Annotated in this window: 12 protein-coding genes and 2 pseudogenes; 2 read left to right on the top strand and 12 right to left on the bottom strand. The window is 47.1% G+C overall.

All coding sequences use genetic code 11. The features are described from left to right. Positions 1 to 121 precede the first annotated feature (121 nt). On the top strand, positions 122 to 2,362 hold the full coding sequence (locus tag QFZ78_RS33095) for a helix-turn-helix domain-containing protein (protein ID WP_307553584.1): 2,241 nt from the start codon (positions 122 to 124) through the stop codon (positions 2,360 to 2,362). 141 nt (positions 2,363 to 2,503) lie between these two features. Beyond that, a pseudogene (locus QFZ78_RS33090) lies at positions 2,504 to 2,826 on the top strand (IS6 family transposase); the annotation flags it as partial. 10 nt (positions 2,827 to 2,836) lie between these two features. Here QFZ78_RS33090 and QFZ78_RS33085 read toward each other — a convergent pair. From QFZ78_RS33085 to QFZ78_RS33035, 12 genes and pseudogenes are all read right to left on the bottom strand, one after another. Then, positions 2,837 to 3,103 (bottom strand): ATP-binding cassette domain-containing protein, encoded by a 267-nt coding sequence (locus QFZ78_RS33085; protein ID WP_307553582.1) that lies wholly within the window; start codon positions 3,101 to 3,103, stop codon positions 2,837 to 2,839. A gap of 59 nt (positions 3,104 to 3,162) precedes the next feature. Next, positions 3,163 to 3,534, bottom strand: a pseudogene (locus QFZ78_RS33080) (sigma-70 family RNA polymerase sigma factor); the annotation flags it as partial. Next, complete coding sequence (locus tag QFZ78_RS38690) at positions 3,470 to 3,724, bottom strand: DUF4085 family protein (RefSeq protein WP_373461084.1); 255 nt, start codon at positions 3,722 to 3,724, stop codon at positions 3,470 to 3,472. The pseudogene QFZ78_RS33080 and the gene QFZ78_RS38690, both read right to left, overlap by 65 nt. Positions 3,725 to 3,990: 266 nt before the next feature. After that, positions 3,991 to 4,656 carry a rhamnogalacturonan acetylesterase gene (locus tag QFZ78_RS33075; protein ID WP_307553580.1) on the bottom strand — a complete coding sequence of 222 codons (666 nt, stop codon included), beginning with the start codon at positions 4,654 to 4,656 and terminating at the stop codon, positions 3,991 to 3,993. Positions 4,657 to 4,968: 312 nt separating this feature from the next. Beyond that, positions 4,969 to 7,032, bottom strand: a complete 2,064-nt coding sequence (locus QFZ78_RS33070; RefSeq protein ID WP_307553578.1) for a glycosyl hydrolase 115 family protein — start codon at positions 7,030 to 7,032, stop codon at positions 4,969 to 4,971. Between the two features lie 28 nt (positions 7,033 to 7,060). Then, complete coding sequence (locus QFZ78_RS33065; RefSeq protein WP_307553576.1) at positions 7,061 to 7,939, bottom strand: carbohydrate ABC transporter permease; 879 nt, start codon at positions 7,937 to 7,939, stop codon at positions 7,061 to 7,063. Beyond that, positions 7,939 to 8,892, bottom strand: coding sequence for an ABC transporter permease (locus QFZ78_RS33060; RefSeq protein WP_307553574.1), 954 nt, complete (start codon positions 8,890 to 8,892; stop codon positions 7,939 to 7,941). The genes QFZ78_RS33065 and QFZ78_RS33060 overlap by 1 nt, the downstream gene beginning before the upstream one ends. Positions 8,893 to 8,957: 65 nt before the next feature. Next, positions 8,958 to 10,499: an extracellular solute-binding protein gene (locus QFZ78_RS33055; RefSeq protein WP_307553572.1), complete on the bottom strand. Its 1,542-nt coding sequence runs from the start codon at positions 10,497 to 10,499 to the stop codon at positions 8,958 to 8,960. A 210-nt stretch (positions 10,500 to 10,709) separates the two neighbouring features. Next, complete coding sequence (locus tag QFZ78_RS33050) at positions 10,710 to 12,560, bottom strand: sensor histidine kinase (protein WP_307553570.1); 1,851 nt, start codon at positions 12,558 to 12,560, stop codon at positions 10,710 to 10,712. Continuing rightward, positions 12,557 to 13,573 carry a response regulator transcription factor gene (locus QFZ78_RS33045; protein ID WP_307553568.1) on the bottom strand — a complete coding sequence of 339 codons (1,017 nt, stop codon included), beginning with the start codon at positions 13,571 to 13,573 and terminating at the stop codon, positions 12,557 to 12,559. Before QFZ78_RS33045 ends, QFZ78_RS33050 begins: the two co-directional genes overlap by 4 nt. An 883-nt stretch (positions 13,574 to 14,456) precedes the next feature. Then, positions 14,457 to 15,671 carry an ABC transporter substrate-binding protein gene (locus QFZ78_RS33040; RefSeq protein ID WP_307553565.1) on the bottom strand — a complete coding sequence of 405 codons (1,215 nt, stop codon included), beginning with the start codon at positions 15,669 to 15,671 and terminating at the stop codon, positions 14,457 to 14,459. Next, positions 15,668 to 18,283: a putative bifunctional diguanylate cyclase/phosphodiesterase gene (locus QFZ78_RS33035; RefSeq protein WP_307553563.1), complete on the bottom strand. Its 2,616-nt coding sequence runs from the start codon at positions 18,281 to 18,283 to the stop codon at positions 15,668 to 15,670. Before QFZ78_RS33035 ends, QFZ78_RS33040 begins: the two co-directional genes overlap by 4 nt. Between the last annotated feature and the right edge of the window lie 655 nt (positions 18,284 to 18,938).

The raw sequence follows: 18,938 nt of genomic DNA, 5'->3' as shown, positions 1-18,938 counted from the left end.
GGTCCTTCAAACGGCTATATGCGTCCAAAAAGCCGTAATGAATACTCTTTGGCAGAATAAGTACTTCCATGAGACAACCACCTTTTCTATAATAGAAATAGATAATAGAGGGGGTTCACTTATGAAAATTTTGACTCAAAAAAAAATACCTCTGCTGTTCCCTATGTTCAGCCTTCTATTTATGATTTTGTTTGCGTTTACACTCTTCATGTCCTACGAATATTCCAAACAAGCTACTGCTGACGTCAATACGTTTACCTTGGCTAAAATGCGGCATTCCTATCAAAATACCCTGTTCACTTTTGACAATATCCGCTCTTTCGGAGTCAGCACCTATCAAGACCCTGCCATTAATTATTGGCTTATTACAGACCAACGCGACCCTCTAGGCGATGCGGATGCTTTCAAAGCAGCCAGCCGTTTTGCTTCTTTACAGCCCTTCATCCATTCGATTTATTTAATCAATACGAAAACACGTAAAATTATTGACACTTCGAGAAGCCTACAAGATTTTAACGAATTTCAAGACCAAGGTATTATTCGCAAAATTTTGGAGGAACATCCTTCGTACATCTCTTACTTCAACCATAATGTCGGCGCTGAATCTCTCATGGCCATGATGATCCCGAGCACACAATCGACAACGATAAATGCTGGATACTTGGTCATCCTTCTGGACAAAGCGGATCTGCAAAAGTTTTTACTGCAAAACGAAGACACAAACGGTCTACAAATCAACATTACTAATAATCAAAAGCAACTAATCCTAGGGGAAAGCTTTTCTGATGATGAACTAAACGACCGTTATTATGCTGTGCCAAAAATTCCTTTCGAGACCATCGAATATGCATGGGGGAAGGAAAAGAAGAAAATTTCGTCAGCCGAGCTGCCTAATGTGCAGTGGGTCATGCATTTCATCGTAGACGAAGCTTATTTGACCCAAAATATTAGGCAATTTAAGCAAAAAATGACGCTTTGGTGTGTGATTCTCATGATCGCCATGTTCCTGCTCTTTATTTGGAGTTCACGTCGAGCCTTGAGTCCGTTTCGCAAGATTTCCAAGGAGCTTCAAAGCAAGTTAGGTACGAATTCGATGCAGGAAGCAAATGGAGTTGCAGATATTATTCGAAACGGATTTACGTATCTGATGGATTCACTTCAGAACATGAATCACTCGCTAAAGGATTATCGCAATATTGCAAAAGAAGAGTTATTGCGACAATGGCTGTTACAGGGAACGATACATGAGCAAAAAGACAACAGTGAAGTTTCCCTTCTGCTCTCCTCCGAGTATTTGCACTTAGCGATCATACGTATCGAAACTTATAAATATTTCGTAGATACGTATAACTACAATTCACGCAAGCTTCTTAAATATGCCATGGGGAATATTGCTCGGGAAATATTTCATGAAGCTAATTACATTTCTGACAGTGTCGATATGGGGAGCGATCACATCGTTCTGTTGATTGGAGCTGGCTCTCATACAGACGCCACTCCCGATGTCTACGCCTTGCTTGAAAACGTCGGAACGCAAATCGATAAATGGCTGCAGCTCCGAACCTCCATCGCCTCAAGTGCCAAGGTGCCCACTCAGGATAATTTGCGCCAGCTCTATAATGATGTTTACGAATTGACACTTCTCAAGTTTTTTAACGGCGAAACCAAGGTCTACAGCGATAAGGATTTGGAAGATAGCTTTCAAAGTGAACAAGTGTATCCCGATCAAAGCGTGTTGAACGAGCTCATTCAAGCCATTAAACAAAGTGATAAGAAGCGCTCAACTGAGCTTTTGGATCGCCTGCTGGGTCAACTAAAAGGCGTTTCCTATACGGAATGCTTATTCCAATTACAGATGATCGTCTATCAAATCTATAAATCGTTCAACAAAGTAACGACGATGAAAGAGTCGGTTTTAGAGGAATTCCGCTCCGACCGCTTCTCCTCCTTAGTCGATGCACGTTCGTGGATTGAAGAGGAAATTGTCCGTATTATGGAAAGCCTCAGCCAAAATCAGGTTGGGGGGCGTAAAGGCGAGCTTGTTCAAGAAATTCTGGATTACGTACATGACCATTTGCAGGATCCGATGCTGTCAGTGGATACAATTGCCGATCATCTTGGCTTCTCTTCCAGCTATTTAAGGCATCTTTTCAAAGAGTCAACACAGGCGACACTGACCGATTTTATTTTGATACAGCGTATTGAACAAGTGAAATATTGGCTTACCGAGACCGACGAAACGATTACAATCATCGCTTCAAAAACAGGTTTCCAAACAAAAAGCCACTTCTTCAGCGCCTTCAAAAAAGCGACTGGTTTCACGCCAAGTCAATACAGAAACCATGCAGGTGATTTTGGGTAAAGTTAAGAAGAGCATTCTTCGCATAAATAAAAACAGCCGGGTCAGGATCTGTTCCTGTCCGACTGTTTTTTCCGTTGTATAGAACCTCATGAATTATAAACTCAACATTCTGTTCTGGTGCAAGAAATAAATACGCCCCTATTGAAACCTACAATCGATTCATGGAGAACGGACGAAACGTACATCAAAGTCAAAGGTCAATGGAATTATTTATATAGGGTTGTTGATTCTATAGGGAAAACAATTTGATTATATATTATCTGAAAATCGAGATGTGGCGGCAGCCAAGCGCTTTTTTACAAAGGCTTTGTCCTCTCCCCCTATTCAAAAACCACGTGTGATCACTTTGGATAAAAACCCAGCCAGCCATACAAGAATTAATGATTGAGAAATCCATGCCAAAAGAAACTTTGATTAGACAGACAAAGTTTCTGAACAATATCATGGAGCAAGATCATAGGTTTTAAAAGAAAATTATCCAATCTTCTGATTACGAATCTCAGCAAGCTGAGAATCCTTAAGCACGTTTATTGCTTGACCATCTAGGTCATAAATACCTTTATCTACAATATCCAAGCACCCGATGATGTTCATCCGTGTGGATTTGCCGGAACTTGATGGACCCATGATTGCTACGAACTCTCCATGATTAATATCTAATGAGACATCATCTAATGCTTTAATCGTTTCCTCGCCCATCGTATAATGTTTACTGACATTCTCGATGTGAATTAACGTCATAACCTTCACCTCCATTACTTGCACAAAGTCCAAATTAATGAAGTATCCGATTCGTGACCTCACCGCTTCGCCTTATAAAACTCATGATACAGCTTCATCAGCGCTCTTTTCTCGATCCTCGACACATACGAACGCGAAATCCCTAGCTCCTTCGCAATCTCCCGCTGCGTCCGCTCTTCCCCACCTAGTTCTAGTCCAAATCGCCCAACCACGACTTCTTTCTCACGATCGTCCAATATTTCCAGATTGCGATAGATTTTGCACTTCTCTATCTTGAGCTGCACCTTATCCACTACGTCATCAGCTTCTGTACCGAGAATGTCGATGAGCGTAATTTCATTCCCCTCTTTGTCCTTTCCAATGGGATCATGCAAAGACACATCTTTGCGCGTTTTCTTCAGTGAACGCAGATGCATCAGGATCTCGTTTTCGCCACTGTTCAGCCATTTCTCTAAGTTCTACTGAAGGATACTGACAATTTAGCGTTCCACCATGAATATAAGGATGGAACGATTTTGGAAGGATTGTGAGCAAATCATGTTTTCGATACTCCAATTCCTCCCTACATAGCTCATCAAAATTACTCCCTTCCGCTTTGAACCAAGCGACATTTTCATCCAAACCTTTTTAGTCTCACTAGAAACCCATACTCGATTGAGTAAGGGTTTCTTTAGTATTTGGGCAATTAGCAAGACATGAATCTCTTTCTTATTTTGTTCTTTTATTCGAACTTCTCGATACGCCCCTCCCCGTCAATGGAAACCCCGAGGTTCTCGGTGTCTATGCGCAGAAACCGCCTTAGAGTATCCTTATTCCGTACCGTAATTTCGATGTTCGTGAGCCAGTCGGCACGGTAGAAACGTTCCCACTTCTAAAGAGCAAGGGGATCAACCAATTTTCAGGTTCAGCTTAATGATGGCATCGGCCACCATTCGTACGACAGCCTCCGCACCTTGCTCATTCAGATGCGTATTGTCTTCGATCCCTTCAGGGTAATTCGGATGTTCGCCCGGGCGCAGCCAGGTCAACCATTCTCTCGATTTGGCGTCTCCCATTTCCTTGAATGCGACGGCACTTCGGCCGCACAAATCGATGAAAGGAACTTTTTCCTGAACGGCTAGGGCTTCCATCGATCGAGGAAAATCGCCGTGCGTGTTGATCAAAAGACCGTCAATGTCAAAATGTCTGCGGCAAAGAGGCGAGATAAGTACGGGATGAGCCCCCTTCGCTCTCGCTCCGTCGATATATTGCCGCAAATACCGATGGTACGTGCTCCAAGGATTTGTATGCCTTTCGGCATCTTCCTTACTGTCGTTGTGACCAAATTGAATGAACAAGTAGTCGCCCGGCTTGATCGTTTGTAAAATTTCTTCGAGCCTTCCTTCCTCGATAAAGCTCTTGGAGCTTCTCCCGCACATGGCCTTATTCACTACCCGAACGGAATCGGGAATAAATAAATGGAGCTTATTCCCCCAACCTTGCATAGGGTACGATTTAGGCGGATAATCCGCCATTGTCGAATCACCAGCCAAGTAAATCGTTTGTTTTTCCAAAACATCCACCTCCGATTATTAATAAAAGTACAAGTATGACAACAAGCCACCCGATCACGCTTTGACCGCGTCGAACATGATGCCTTGGATAAAATACCACTCGTCGAAATATTTGCCTTCCAACAACCTAATTAATGTCGTGGTCACCCGGACGTTCAGCCCATTGTCACCGACTCTTTAGCAGGTTTGCCGGACCTTCCCAGAGATACGGAGTCCAGGGCCAGACCCCAGGGTTCCATAAAAAGCGCCGGGTTGGACATTCCAACCACCGGCGCTTTTTGCTTTGCAATCAAATTGTTCAGTTAATGACGCTCAGACGCCGAACTTATCCGCCAGCCTCTTGGCTAGCTCGTCATCCGAAAGAGGGTTGCGGTGCGTGTTCTCCAAGTAAATATATTTCTCCGTTTCCGGCATCAGAAACTGCTTGTACCAAGCGAAGAAATCGGGGCTATCGCCATGCATGCGAAGCCAGCGGCGAAGCGTGTCCATGTTTTGCACTGTGCTCTCGATATTCGTCAGCCAGTCCGCCCGGAAGAAGTTCGCCCACTTCCCGTGCTCGGCTTCCTGCAGAGCGATCTGGCCCCTCCGATACTTCCACATCGCCTGCGAAGCATAAACGAACGCCAGCGGATAGTTGCCTTCCAGGTAAGCGGAGTACGATTTTCCCAATGAGTCAAAGCCCTCGCAGCCGGACAGATGCAGCTCGACATGCAAAAGCAAATGATCTTTCAGCCGAAGGCGGTCCTGTTCCGAGAGCTCCGGAAGCAGCCGTTCGATATGCTCCTTCAGCTCGAGCCAGCCCGGAACAGCATCGGCGCACTTCCGGCGAAACCATTCGACTTGCTCCGGAAAATCAACGTCCCCCGCCGCCCAATACAAGCGTACATGCGGTTGATCCGATTTCCCCTGAAGCCAATGTCCGACGATTATGCGGGCCGGATGATGATAGAACTCATCTCCCGCCCGGTCGTCTTCGTTCGGACCGTACGGAATCGTCCGTCGCGCATAGTCGCAGAACATCGCGGCGATTTCTGGCGAACCCGAGGGGAACATCCGGCTGACAAACGCCCCAAGATGCTCTTCCGCATCCGCTTCTCCCCGCATCCACAATTCGCGTATCAAATCCAGCGTATAAACGTGCGGCCGGATGTTACCGCTGTTGACGAGCAGGTAATCCTTCGCTCCGGCCCGAAACGCCCCCTCTATCTCTCCTCTGACCAAATCGGCCGAAGCTGGGAACAAAGTTAAATGATTGGAGGCTTGAAGATCGTGAAACGTTATATGGTAGTAAATGCCATGCTTACCTTTTTCTTGAAGATCAGGCAAGGCCGGAACGCGATGGTTCTCGTTGCCGTTGCGCCGTGAAACCATCTTGCCGTACCCATTGTCCGCCCAAATCTTAATAATATCGTCCGGAATTGTGATATGACCCGCTTTATACAATTCCGAGATCTCCCCATACAACGCTACGCAACACTGCGGATCGGCCACCTTGCCTCGAACCATTTCATATTGTTTGCGCACGACTCGGCTGATCATTTCACCGCGCTTCTCCGGCGTGTCGAATGCGGGATCCTGTACCCAAAAAGGCTGATCTCCTTGTCCGCGGAAGGATAGAACCCAAACAATGTTACGGTCCTTCTGCTTCTCGATCGCTTCCTCCCATAAGGTCTCGAACAGCTCCGGGTTCTCTTGATAGCTTGCTTTCTTTCCTTCATAAGCTCTCAGAAACATCTCGGCACCCAAAGGCTCGGCATGGTGGTGGGTAACCCATAGTCCCATCTCCGCCGCCAGATCAGCATGAATCCCGTGCTTTGGCAGATCGGTTCCTGGTATGACCATATTCCCTCCGCAGCGCAGCAACGCTTCGAAGACCGGCTGCCATACCTCGCGAGTCGGAGGGTATTTCTCCTTCCAGCCGATCAGACACACCTCGTCATTGACGAACCAGCCGCGGAACCGGACGAACGCTTCCGACGAATCATAATCATCAGTTGGAAGCTCTATATGGCTGCGCCTCTTGGGAGGCAGGTCAGCCCAGAACCAGAATGGATCGACGCTGAGATACTTTCCGCTGTACTCGAGCATGCCGTAGACCAGTCCGAGATCGTCGCCCGCAGCAATGTGAAGCTCCGTTCTGCTGCCGTCCTTGACGAAGCGGAAGCAATACGCCTCCGGACGTGCCGGACACCGGTCCTCAGGTACCGCGTAGCGGAAAACCACGTCTGCCCGCTCCTCCTCTCCCAAGTCGATGGTCGAAGCAGCGCCCAGAACCTGTTCATGGTCACGCTTCACCATTTCCCAAGCATGGCGGATAGGCGAAGCCGGATCCGACGGAATGCGGTAAGTCGTGTTCCTGTCAATGATAAATGCCAACTTAAGTCTCCTCCTTATTCGTAAACCGTCAGCCTTTCAACGAACCGAGCAGCATGCCTTTATTGAAATGCTTCTGCAGAAATGGATAAATGACCATCATCGGCAGCGCAGAGACCACGATGGCAGCCATCTTCGCTCCCGGTGTGTAGACGATCTCTTGCTGCATCAGGGTAGCGGATTCGTCTAAGGATTGATTCAGCACGAGAATTTGCCGTAAAAATACTTGCAACGGCCACATGCCCGAGTCGTTCAAATAAATAAGAGCCGAAAAATACGTATTCCAATAACCAACCATATAAAACAGCACAAAGGTGGCAATGGACGCCTTGGACAGAGGAAGCATAATGCTGAAGAACATTCTCCACTCCCCGCAGCCGTCTACGCGCGCGGACTCCTCCAGCTCAAACGGGATCGAGGAGAAGAAGCTTCGCATGACGATCAGATAGAACGGAGCGACAGCTCCCGGAAGCCATAGGGACCAGAACGTGTCAATCATCCCGAACTCCTTGATGACCAGATAAGTCGGGATCAAGCCCCCGGAGAACAGCATCGTGAATACGACCATAAAATTGAAAACGTTCCGTCCTTTAAGCCATTTTTTGGATAAGCCGTATGCCATCAATGTCGTTGCCGATATACTGATCGTCGTGCCGACCACTGTAATGATGACGGCGTTCATGAAGCTCTTCGTAAAGCTATCGTTCGCGAGCAAATACAAATACGCGTCCCATGTCCACTCCCTCGGTATAATGAAGAAACCTCGGGTCAAATAATCCTTCTCCGTAGCGAACGACGTCATCAATATATAGAGCAATGGGAAGATGATGAAAGCCCCCCAAAGGATAAGTACTGCATAAATGAGAATATCGAAATACCTTTCAGTGCCAGATAAACGGCGAATGTTCATTAGTAAACACCCTCCCTTCCAGACCGTTTCGCAATGGCGTTCGCGGAGAGCACAAGCACAAGCCCAACGACCGACTTGAACAGACCAACCGCCGTTGTATAGCTGAATTCGCCCTGCTGTACCCCAACACGATAGATATAGGTGTCAAAAACGTCGGATACCGCAAGATTGAGCGGGTTTTGCAGCAGAAATATATGCTCGAAGCCTACATCGATAAAGCTACCGAGACGGAGGATGAACAGGATGAGAATCACATGGGCAAGAGACGGCAGCGTAATGTGCCAAATCTGTCTCCACCTATTGGCCCCGTCCATCACGGCGGCCTCATACAGCGTCGGATCGATGGAAGCGAGAGCGGCCAAATAGATGATTGCGCTCCAGCCCACCTCTTTCCAAATGTTCTGCAGCAGCCATATCCAGCGGAAATGATCTGGGTCGTTCAAGCCTTGATACCTTGGAAGACCGAGGGAATCCAGCAACAGGTTGACCCCGCCGAATTCGCCGGCAAACAGGACGACGGTGATCCCGACAACGACAATCATCGAGACAAAGTGAGGCAAGTACACGACGGTTTGTAGCGTCGTTTTGAACCATTTCAAGCGAACCTCGCCCAGAATCAGCGCAAAGAGGATCGGCGCGGGAAAATAAAAGCATATGTCGATAAGGTTGAGAATGAGCGTATTTTTGAGCAGGGTCACAAACTGCTGCTCGGTGAACAGGCGGACGAAATGATCGAGTCCCACCCACTCGCTGCCCCAGACCCCTCGGAACGGACTGTACTTCTGAAACGAGATGACAACCCCGAACATGGGCAAATATTTAAACAGAACCATCGACAAGAGCCCCGGCAATATCATCAAGTAGATGGGGAAAGCTCGTTTGATGTAATGGGCGAATGCTGAAGAAGCCCTTGATTTGCTGGCGGCTCTCAATTCGCTAACGGACGACCTCATGCTGTCCCACCTTCCTTATTGAAAAATTTGTCGGCCGCATCCGATGCGGCCGACATGACTACTGATTATTTGCTTTTATATTGGGCGTAGGCGTCGTTCATTTCCTGAATGATCTTATCGCCGCCGCCCGCTTTCCAAGCCGCGATCGCCTTGTCGATGCTTTCAACAGGCTCCTGCCCGACTACGATTTTGAGCTGGGTTTCCTTGAATTTCGTATCGAGGTCCTTCCCTAGCTTCGTGTTGGTTTCCGAATATATTTCCAAGCCGCCGGATTCGTTCTTCCAAGGATATTTGGCATTGTTCTTATTGTAAGTTTCGTCGAACTTGGCTACCTCCGGATCCGTCCAGCGGAAATTCCCGAGGTTCGGATCAGCGCGCAAGAAAAACCAGTTGTTCATAATCCGCGGAAGGTCCGTATCGATGAGCGGCGTTGCCGTATATTTGCCATCAGCCGCCTTCGTATAGTGAACGCCCTCGATCCCGCTCTTCATAATATCCGTGCCTTCGTCGGTTACCCACCAATCAAGCAGCTTCAGGATGCGCTGCTGTTTCTTGGCGTCGATTTTGCTGTTGATCACGACTTTATTGGTTCCGACCAAGCTCGTCGGATTGCCGCGAAGACCGGTAGGTCCGATCGGTGGAGCGAGCTGGACCAATTGTGCGTTCGGGTCGATTTTTTTCAGCTTTTCGGTATCCGTCCTCAGTCCAAGAGGGTGGTGGGTCCAAATGCCCGACTTGCCTCCCTGAAACAGCTCATAGACGTTGTTGCCTTTCTTGCTGAGAAAATCCTTGTCCAGAACGCCCTCCTCATACATTTTGCGAAGATAGCCGAGGAATTCTTTCTGCTCCTTGGACTGCACATTCTGGGGGATCAGCTTGCCGTCCACCAGCTTCCAGCCGTTGGCGAGGCCAAAAGCAGCCCGCAATTGGGCGGTGTTCGCCCCTAATTCTTGGTCTGTGGTGAAGCCGACTGTATCCTTCTTCCCGTTCTTGTCCGGATCGTTCAGCGCAAACGCCTTCATGATCTGATAAAATTCATCGACGCCAACCGTCTCTTCCTTCGGCATCGGCAGCCCTACATTGCGGATCCAGTCGGCCCGAATTTGATAGCTGTCCCGGACCTCAATTCCCCACGATGGCATCCCGAATAACTTCCCCTGCGGGTTCAGCAACTTCCATTGTTCATCCGGCCACGCCTTGGCCAGATTTGGGTACTTGTCCAGATGAGAGGCAAAATCCATGAAAACCCCCTCATTCTGCCACTTGATGAAATTGTCCGACGTGACTCGATACATGTCCGGCAATTCGCCCGATGCGGCCAATACATTCAATTTGTCCTTGTATGTCGGGCCGTCCGTCCACATGATCTTCATCTCGATATTAAATTTCTCGTTCAAATACTTGATGGTAGGGTGGTCTTCCCTCCACTTTCCTCCGCTCCACGATTCCGGCATAAAAGAGATTGTCAGCTTTTCTTTCATGTCATCCGCGACACCGGCATTGTCCGTCTTTCCCCCGGTGTCTCCCGCTTGACCGTTCCCGGAACAGCCGGCTATAACGCCAGCAGCCAGTACCCCTGTGAGCAGAAGTGCTATTTGTTTTCTCATCTTTGAACCCCTCCTGTAAGTGACTTCAAGTTCATTGTAGATCATAAGGAGCCCTTTGTTTTTTCAACATTTTACGATTCGTTATCCGATTTCACTTTTTTACCACATAAGAAAGTATAAGTTTTCGATTCCGAATACAGCTTTCTTATTGGCGATAAAACCTAATATAGGGATCTTTGGTCGAGACCAAAGATCCCTATATTAGGTTGCTCATCTTTGTTCGGCTTCGATAGAGGTTTTCTCATAGGGGAACCGGATGGATACGACCGTCCCCCTCGCCGGGAACGAATCGATGCTCACCCCGTACCGGCCTCCATATCGCAGCACGAGTCGCGCATGCACATTGGCGAGGCCGAGCGAATCCCTTGCGGCATAGTGGCCTTCGGCTTGCTGCTCGCCGACCTGAGCCAAAGAGCGTCGAATGTCCTCGAGCTTGTCCCGCGGGATTCCCGGGCCGTTATCTGCAACCTCGAGGATCAGGTCGTCCCCTTCGTCGAAGGCATTGATCAGGATAGCTGCATTTCCGTTCATTGGCTCCACCGCATATTTTACCGCGTTCTCCACAATCGGCTGCAGAGAGAGCTTGACCAGTCGTACCTCCATAAACTTCTCGTTAACGTAAACCTGGCTTTGAAAATTTTGTTTGAACCGGATATCGATAATCTCCAGGTATTTCCTCAAATGGTCGATCTCCTCGCGCAGCGTCACTTCCAGCGGCTCCAGCTTGGCAGTGTACCGGAAAAATGCTGCCAGATTGCCGGTAATCTTCTCGATCCGGGGAACCTCCTCCAGAAAAGCGATGCTCCGAATGATATCAAGCGTATTATATAAAAAATGCGGATTGATCTGCCCTTGCAGCGCTTTGATCATCGCATCCTTCTGCCGGACCTCCAGCTGCATCTCCCGCAATTGATACCGGTACACGTCATCGATCAAGTCGTTCAGCCGTCCGATCATCTGGCCGAAGCTGCGGTTCAAGCTCTGCAGCTCATCTTTTCCGGGATGATATTCGACCTGGACGTCCAGATTGCCCCTCTCAACTTGGTACATGACCTGCTTCAGGCGGACGACAGGCTCCATTAACAGCTTGGTCGAGATCGGTACGACAAGAATGACGAACAAAAACAGGAAGAGCAGCACTATCAGCATCGATTTGGTGGCTACGTTCAATCCGGTTGCCATTTCCTGCAGCGGAACGACGGCTAGAATCCGCCATTCCGTGAAGTCCGACTGGGTAAATGTGATTAAATAATCCAAACTCCCCACCTTTTGCAAAGTGTCGGAAACGGATAAACGAAGATCGCCCAGTGATGTCTTCAAGAGCGGCTTACCGAGCAGGCTCGCATCAGGATGATACACAATCGTATCCGATGAAGAAATAATGATAAACTTGCCGGTTTTACCTATCGACGTTTTGCCCATAATCTCTTTAATTTCGGACAATGACAGGTTGATGACCAACCGGCCAACAAGACGCGTGTTCTCTGTGCTGTACACCGGAATCACCAGAGAGACGATCGGAATTTGATAAGGATAAGACTCATATGTCGGGATGACTACGGTCTTCTCGGTAAACGGCAAACGAAGCCACGGTTCCTCGGGGCGGTATTCGACCTGTCCGTTTGAGGAAACGAGCTCACCGTTTTCCTTCAAGAGGACAAGACTTTCAATTTCGGAGTAATTGATAGCGATATAGCGGCGAAGGGTGTCCTCGATGACTAGCCGGTTCGACAAGGTCAGAGGCTCCTTTCCGGTCATCCAAGCTTGAATCGCACCGGCTTCCTGGTTCGGATGAAACCCTCCGCCGATCGAACGGAGCGGTCCGGCGATTACGGCGGAGGTGGATTGGGACAACTGCTTGAAATAGCGGTCGATTTGGTGATTCAGACTGGCGGAGGAACCTCTTGCGATATTATAGAAGTCCTGGGTTGTCGCCCGGGTGTAGTAAAATTGCGCTGTCACCGCTATTGTTAATACCCCGAGCAGACTAACCGTCAGGAATGCGACGATCATCTTCTGCTTGATGGAAAATCGATACAAGTAACGTTTGAACTGATTCATGACCCCATCCGCTTTCGGAACGTATTGGGGGAAACGCCTACCGAGCTTTTAAATACCCGGATAAAATAAGGCTGTGTGGCGAACCCGACCCGTTCGGCTATCTCGTAGTTTTTCAACTGCGTCTCGAGCAGAAGCTGCTTCGCCTTTTCAATTCTCACTTCCTGAATGTACTGAACCAGAGTGCGTCCTGTGCATCTTTTGAACAACGCGCTGAAATACGAAATACTCATGTTGGCATATTGAGCCATTTCCGTTAAAGAAATATCCTTCTTAAAATGAGTATGGATGTAATCGCATACCCGTTTGATGATATAATTAATATTCGATTTGCTCTGCTCCGCATAATGCATAATCAGAACAACGGCCAATTGGTTGAAATAACGAAGTATCGCTGCATCCTCCGCATCGACCGGAATCGTCGGGACGGTTTGTCCCGGCGACAATTCCTTCATCATGCCTGTGAGCTTCCATTCGAAGATGCGGAGCAAATTCATTCTTGCGGCCGGATTGATGTATTTGAGCTTCAAGACGGAATCGATGAGATCCGACATTTTTCGATTAACTGTCTGAGGGGCCATCTCGCCGAAGGCGTTCACAAGCTGCTGGAATCTGGACATATAGGAGCTGATTTCTTTCAGCTTTCCCATGCTTTGTTCAGATCTGTGCAGTGCCTCCCGGAGCTGCTCCATATCCACCGGCTTCAGCAAATATTCGGTAACTCCGTAGCGAATCGCTTTCTGCGCATATTGGAAATTATCATACCCGCTGATGATGATGTATATCATCGGAATTTCATGCTCATGGATTTTTTGGATCAGCGACAGACCATCCATCTTCGGCATCATGATGTCCGTAATCAGCACGGTCGGCCATAATTCCTGAATCAATGCCCAAGCTTCTTCCCCATTCGTCGCTTCCGATACGGTGATCGTTCCTTCTCCGATCCGATTCACCATCTCGACGACAGAGCTTCGGATCCAAGGCTCATCCTCTGCCACCAGAATATGATACATAGCTTTTCACCTCGGTAAGATTATTTCTCTATTTTATCAGATAATTGTTGTCTTATTTTCCGTTTTTTTATCCGATTTTCTTTAAATAAACCAAGTGGCAATGCCTATTCCTGTTCTTAGGTATTTACGTAACCATTTCCCCTATTTCCCTTCGTACCCTCGAATCCATTTTCGTCTAAGATAACTTCTTGATCTCCCCCGAGACTAAGCTCTTCAGGATCTCAAGGTTTTCCCGAGCAATCACAAAGGAAACCTTCACAGACATGAAACCCATCAAGGTTAAAATACAAGTATTTTCCCAACTCACTCTGTATTTAAGGGATTGTTGGTTTGAAATCATCCGAGACACCACCTGAAATTAATTAACTAAATTATACAGGAAAACAGGGTACCTTTCCTCAGAATTAAAGTAAGGTACCCTGTTTATATGATTTGAATTTTTTCAGTGGCCTCGATGGTGCTGGCAGCCTGTTGTCATGGTGCTATCGTTTTCCGTTAGTTAAGTTACAACATGTTTAAAAAACATAGTTATTTGAATTATGCCGTTGTAAACCAGAAGTAGAGGTAATATTTTTCAGGGGTTTCCCAAAAAACTTTAAACCAATTCCATTTTTATACTCCATTCTTTCTAACAGGTAGAGGATTGCTTCTAAATCAGATGTAACAGCTGACTTATCTAACAATAATAAAAATGAACTTTCTTTACTTTGGGGAACTGAGTGTGTATAAAAATCAAAGTGGAGATACTTATCTAAGTTTTTAATTTTTTCGGTATACGTCTTCGTACTTCATTGGAATACCTCCTTTTTAGTTACTGTTTCTCCACTATTTTACCATACCTGACCGTCGTATTGACTGCGGCTATCTGCTCTTTAGGTATCAATCAAGGACTTATTGCTTCGTGTAAAATCATTAATTCTTTGTTGAGCTCGGAACGAAGCTTGGCATCTATTTCGTTTAATTGAATGATAGAAGGCGAATTCAGGTCTTGAAGCTTGTTTGGGATTTCCGCGTTCCATATCTCCTCGGCTCTTCGGTCCAAAGGTGTTACCCATATGCCGGGAAGCCGATCGTACCACAGCTTGCCTTCCAGGCTATCACGGTACGGGGCTTCTTGCGTCATGGAATGCTGGATATAGTCCCACGCCTCCGGCTTATTCTCACTTTTCTTATGCATGAGGATCGCTGCTCCTCCTCTGGTGACATAGCTGCCCAGTGGCAGCCGGGTCATTTTCCATTGCCCGCTTGTTTCCGGACTCCATTCCTTAAGCAGGTATTTCCCCCACTCTCCCCAATACAGCATAACGAGCTCTCCGTTACGAATGGCATTTTTTCCGTTATCGTCCCATATATTCAGATTTCTGACGAGGCCTTCCGCTTGGATGGCCTTGGCTGTGTTTAAGGCATTCACCATGCGTGCATCGTTCCGTGGATTTTCCTTATTCCTGCCCAAATAGCCAAGTCCCCCTGATACCATATAGGTCGGATCCGTAGCATAGCTGAAGATCCAATGGCTATTCTGTTTCAGTACTTTAGCCATATGCACCCAGTGAGCGGGATCCTCCAGATAATCACCTAATGCTTTCGGTTCAGGAGGAAATCCGTATTTCTCCAAGATATCTGCTCTATAAAATGTAAATTCGACGGGAAGATCCTTCGGTATAGCAATAAGCTTCGTGCCATCCAAGGATTTATAGGATGTCAGGTCCAGCTTGGGGAACCATTCATCTGTTATTCTCGATTCAGCCCGATAAGGGTCTTGACTAAGATCCTCGAACAAATCCAGGTCGTTTAGCTGCCTGATCCAAACATTATCCACGATAACCAGATCAGGACTGGTTTCACCGGCTAATGCGTAACTAAGGTCTTCCCCTTTTGTCTTGACCCATTCTACATTCTGGTCTGGATGGGCTTGACGAAAGGATTGCGTAATAGGCGTTTGTTCATCGATCGTAGCGATAATCCGTATAGACTTCTTTGCTTCTGTTGCTTTAGCCGCTGGCTGTGCATACTCTTCACTCTTGGGCATAATCTCATCGCAGCCGCTTAAAGCCATCACGAGAAGAAGTATAATGGTAATTCCGCCTGATCTTTTCATGGAGTGCCCCTTCTTTCATGGGATGTTATCTTCTGATCTCGCAGCAGCTCGGTCAGCTGAACAGCAGGCATTGGCTTCCAATGGTAATATCCTTGCTGAAGGGAGCAGGACATGCTCTGAAGAGCCGCCATGTCCTCCTGTTCTTCGATTCCTTCGGCAATGACGCTCCAGCCTCGCGCGCCCGCTAACGATATCAGCGTCTGTACGATAGCCATATTGCCCGGCTCCTCCCTCATATCCTGAATAAAGGAACGGTCAATTTTGAAGCCGTCGATCGGCAGCTTTTTGAGCATGGTTAAGGACGAATAGCCGGTGCCGAAATCATCGATCCATATTCGAATCCCTTGCTGCTGCAGCTTCTGCAGGGCTTCGATCATTTTTCCCGTTTTTTTAACGAACACTTCCTCGGTAATTTCTACATCCAAGCATTGGGATGGGAGATTCATTTCATCTAGTACCCGGCTTAAATAAACAGCCGCGTGATGCTTGACCAGCTGCGTTGGCGATAAATTTATGGCGAGACGCATATAATCGAATCCTTCTTCCAGCCAGTCTTTCAATTGCCGGCAAGCTTCGCGAATGACCCATTCTCCCAATACCCCGATCAAACCGCTGTTTTCCGCTACGGATATTACCTTGATCGGCGGAATCCGCCCGAGTGTTGAATGATCCCAGCGAAGAAGAGCCTCGGCTCCTATAATGCTGCTGCTTTGTGTATCCATAATAGGCTGGTAATGAAGGGAAAGCTCATTTCGTTCCAGCGCTTTACGAAGTTCGAATTCTAAAACCATATTCTCCGAGACCGTACCCGTTGCCTGAGGCTTGTAAAATCGATATATGTTCCCTCCCTTACCCTTGGCCAGATACATAGCCGCATCCGCATGTTTCACCACGGTATCCATCGTTACGCCATCTTGGGGAGCGAGACTAATTCCTATACTCCCGCCAATGAACAACTCGTGCTCCTGTACCTTGAAAGAGCTGGCGAATGCTTCCAACACGCATACCGCCAGCTGACCTGCCGCCTCCTTATTGGCCTCCTTCATAACAATGACAAACTCGTCTCCACCAAGACGGGCTATAAACGCCCGGTTCCCAATGGCTTCCGTTAAGCGTAAAGTTACCTGCTTAAGCAAACCGTCACCGATTCCATGCCCTAAAGTATCATTGATCTGTTTAAAACGGTCCAAATCAATGAACATCACAGCTGTACATGCTCCGGTTCGTACGTTTTGACGAAGCAGCTGGTCTAGATGCTCGTTAAAGTGCCTGCGATTAGGCAGGCCGGTCAGCGAGTCGAAATAAGCCTGCTCTTTGGATTCACCCAGCATCTGCTGAATCTTTTCCGTCACGATCCGAAAATTATGGATAAGCGAATGCACTTCCCCGATATCCGAATGAATCCAGTGGATCTCTTTTCCTTCCTTAATCCGGTTCGGCAGATCATGGGATAATGCGGCAAGCTTCATGATGGACTTGATAATGAACCGGTGCAGGAATAAAGCAAAGACTCCAATGATGATGACCGTATAAAGAACATTGACCGATTGGGATATATAGTAGATCGTCACTTCCCGGACATAACTTTCTGTGGACAATTTTACGTACAGTGTGAAGTTTCCTAATTCTATCTGATGCACGAGTGCGAAGCTTCGTTCATGAATGCCAGGAACATCGTTACGCCGGTGCGGCTGTTCCCAGATAACCAAGGAATCCGACATTCGTGTCCAATTGTGCTTATCCATCCAGGGGAAGCTCTCAAGCTGTTTGTTGGTTGACAGAATGAAATGCCCCCGTTTATGAAGCAATATGGCTTCACCGGCAGTCCCCAAAGAACTGGTGCGAAGTAGCTCGCGAAAGGCAGCTATTTGCAGCGAGCTCCGCAGCTCCAGCTTGAGCATCTGATCCGGAGACCAAGAAGCGTAAGCTATACGGAGCGATTCAGTCAAATGCTTCATTTGCTGCGCAAGATCAAACTTAAAACTGCGCTCGGCGCTCTTCCCTGTATTTATGATGAAAAGAAGCGAGGAGCCGATAATACTGAACAGACTTAAGTAGATTAAGATGCCGGTCAGGCTGATTTTGCTTGTCCCGTTAGTATGAATAGCTGATCTTCTCATGTAAATGCTGATTGATTTATACAAGATATCGGCCATCAATGCGTTGAACAGCAAATTGACAACTAAAGTACATACATATAGCCCAATTTCCTGGTCTAAGTGACCGTTCTTCCAGTAATATAGCAAGCAAATACTCGGTACGCCTATACCAAGCCAGAATATAACGCCCGGCAGCAAAACCCCATTTCTCGAAGGTCTATTGCTGCTATACATCATGACAAAGGCGATCTCTAAAGTCAGGAGCAAAAGAAGAATATAGCCTTCATGAAGGAAGAATACAGCAGCAGTATGCACGATCAAAGTTAAAGCAGCGGATTTTTTCCAACCGAACAGATGATAGGACAGAAGTATAAATAGACTGGCGAAAAATAACTGCAGGCTAAATACTAAACTCACAGGATATGCGTAGGAAAGAAAAGCAAGTGCTCCCAACAGCCAATAGGTCCACAAAGACTTGGACATAAGTGTGACTGTTCTATGAGATAGAGTCATGGATAGCATCCTCATTCGGTTTAGGATTTAAGTAAATTTCTAGAATTCAATCTACCCTTTTCGACATCATACATAGCAGGCTCCTTTTAAAATCGTTCTTAGAAAAGGCGCAACAAGAAACGCCCTACCGCAAAGCGACAGGGCGTTTACTATAAGCTATTGATCAAACGCCTAGCCTTTCAAATTCCCTCCAGCCTCTCTATCCATTCTTCCATAGGTATCACCTTCCGGATGTTCCGGGGATGGAGAGATATGCCAATCGCTGTCTGTCAGTCTTCCCTGCTGGATATTCAGCTTAACTGGACAAGATCCTCAACGTTAAGATCCTTCAAATCTTTATGCAAATGGATTCCTGCACCGTGAAAATCTTCATCCGAAATCTATTTGTTTGTGTCAAATGCCCTGCAAGAATGTCTGAACTGGTAAGCTTTTAATAATTCTTGTTTCTTACTCTCCGTTCCTATCATGTGGAATCACACACTTAGTCCACTGGATGCTTATTCTGTTCGCACCACCCTTACGATGCTCTGCATGCTTTTTCACTGTTATCTCAGAAAGACATATTCAATAACGGAACGAGGGAAACAAAACCATTATTTCGATTGAAGAATTTCACTTCTAATCCCCAATGAAAAGACCGGTCTTAACGATACAT

The sequence above is a fragment of the Paenibacillus sp. V4I5 genome, assembly GCF_030817255.1.
In the GTDB taxonomy this organism is placed as follows: domain Bacteria; phylum Bacillota; class Bacilli; order Paenibacillales; family NBRC-103111; genus Paenibacillus_E.
This window is presented reverse-complemented; position numbering and strand designations above follow the sequence as displayed.

Excerpts from the sequence above, each read along its gene's own strand:
- QFZ78_RS33035 (WP_307553563.1), bottom strand. The coding sequence starts at position 18,283 with ATGACTCTATCTCATAGAACAGTCACACTTATGTCCAAGTCTTTGTGG.
- QFZ78_RS33085 (WP_307553582.1), bottom strand. The coding sequence starts at position 3,103 with ATGACGTTAATTCACATCGAGAATGTCAGTAAACATTATACGATGGGC.
- QFZ78_RS33060 (WP_307553574.1), bottom strand. The coding sequence starts at position 8,892 with ATGAGGTCGTCCGTTAGCGAATTGAGAGCCGCCAGCAAATCAAGGGCT.
- QFZ78_RS33055 (WP_307553572.1), bottom strand. The coding sequence starts at position 10,499 with ATGAGAAAACAAATAGCACTTCTGCTCACAGGGGTACTGGCTGCTGGC.
- QFZ78_RS33050 (WP_307553570.1), bottom strand. The coding sequence starts at position 12,560 with ATGAATCAGTTCAAACGTTACTTGTATCGATTTTCCATCAAGCAGAAG.
- QFZ78_RS33040 (WP_307553565.1), bottom strand. The coding sequence starts at position 15,671 with ATGAAAAGATCAGGCGGAATTACCATTATACTTCTTCTCGTGATGGCT.
- QFZ78_RS33095 (WP_307553584.1), top strand. The coding sequence starts at position 122 with ATGAAAATTTTGACTCAAAAAAAAATACCTCTGCTGTTCCCTATGTTC.
- QFZ78_RS33045 (WP_307553568.1), bottom strand. The coding sequence starts at position 13,573 with ATGTATCATATTCTGGTGGCAGAGGATGAGCCTTGGATCCGAAGCTCT.
- QFZ78_RS33065 (WP_307553576.1), bottom strand. The coding sequence starts at position 7,939 with ATGAACATTCGCCGTTTATCTGGCACTGAAAGGTATTTCGATATTCTC.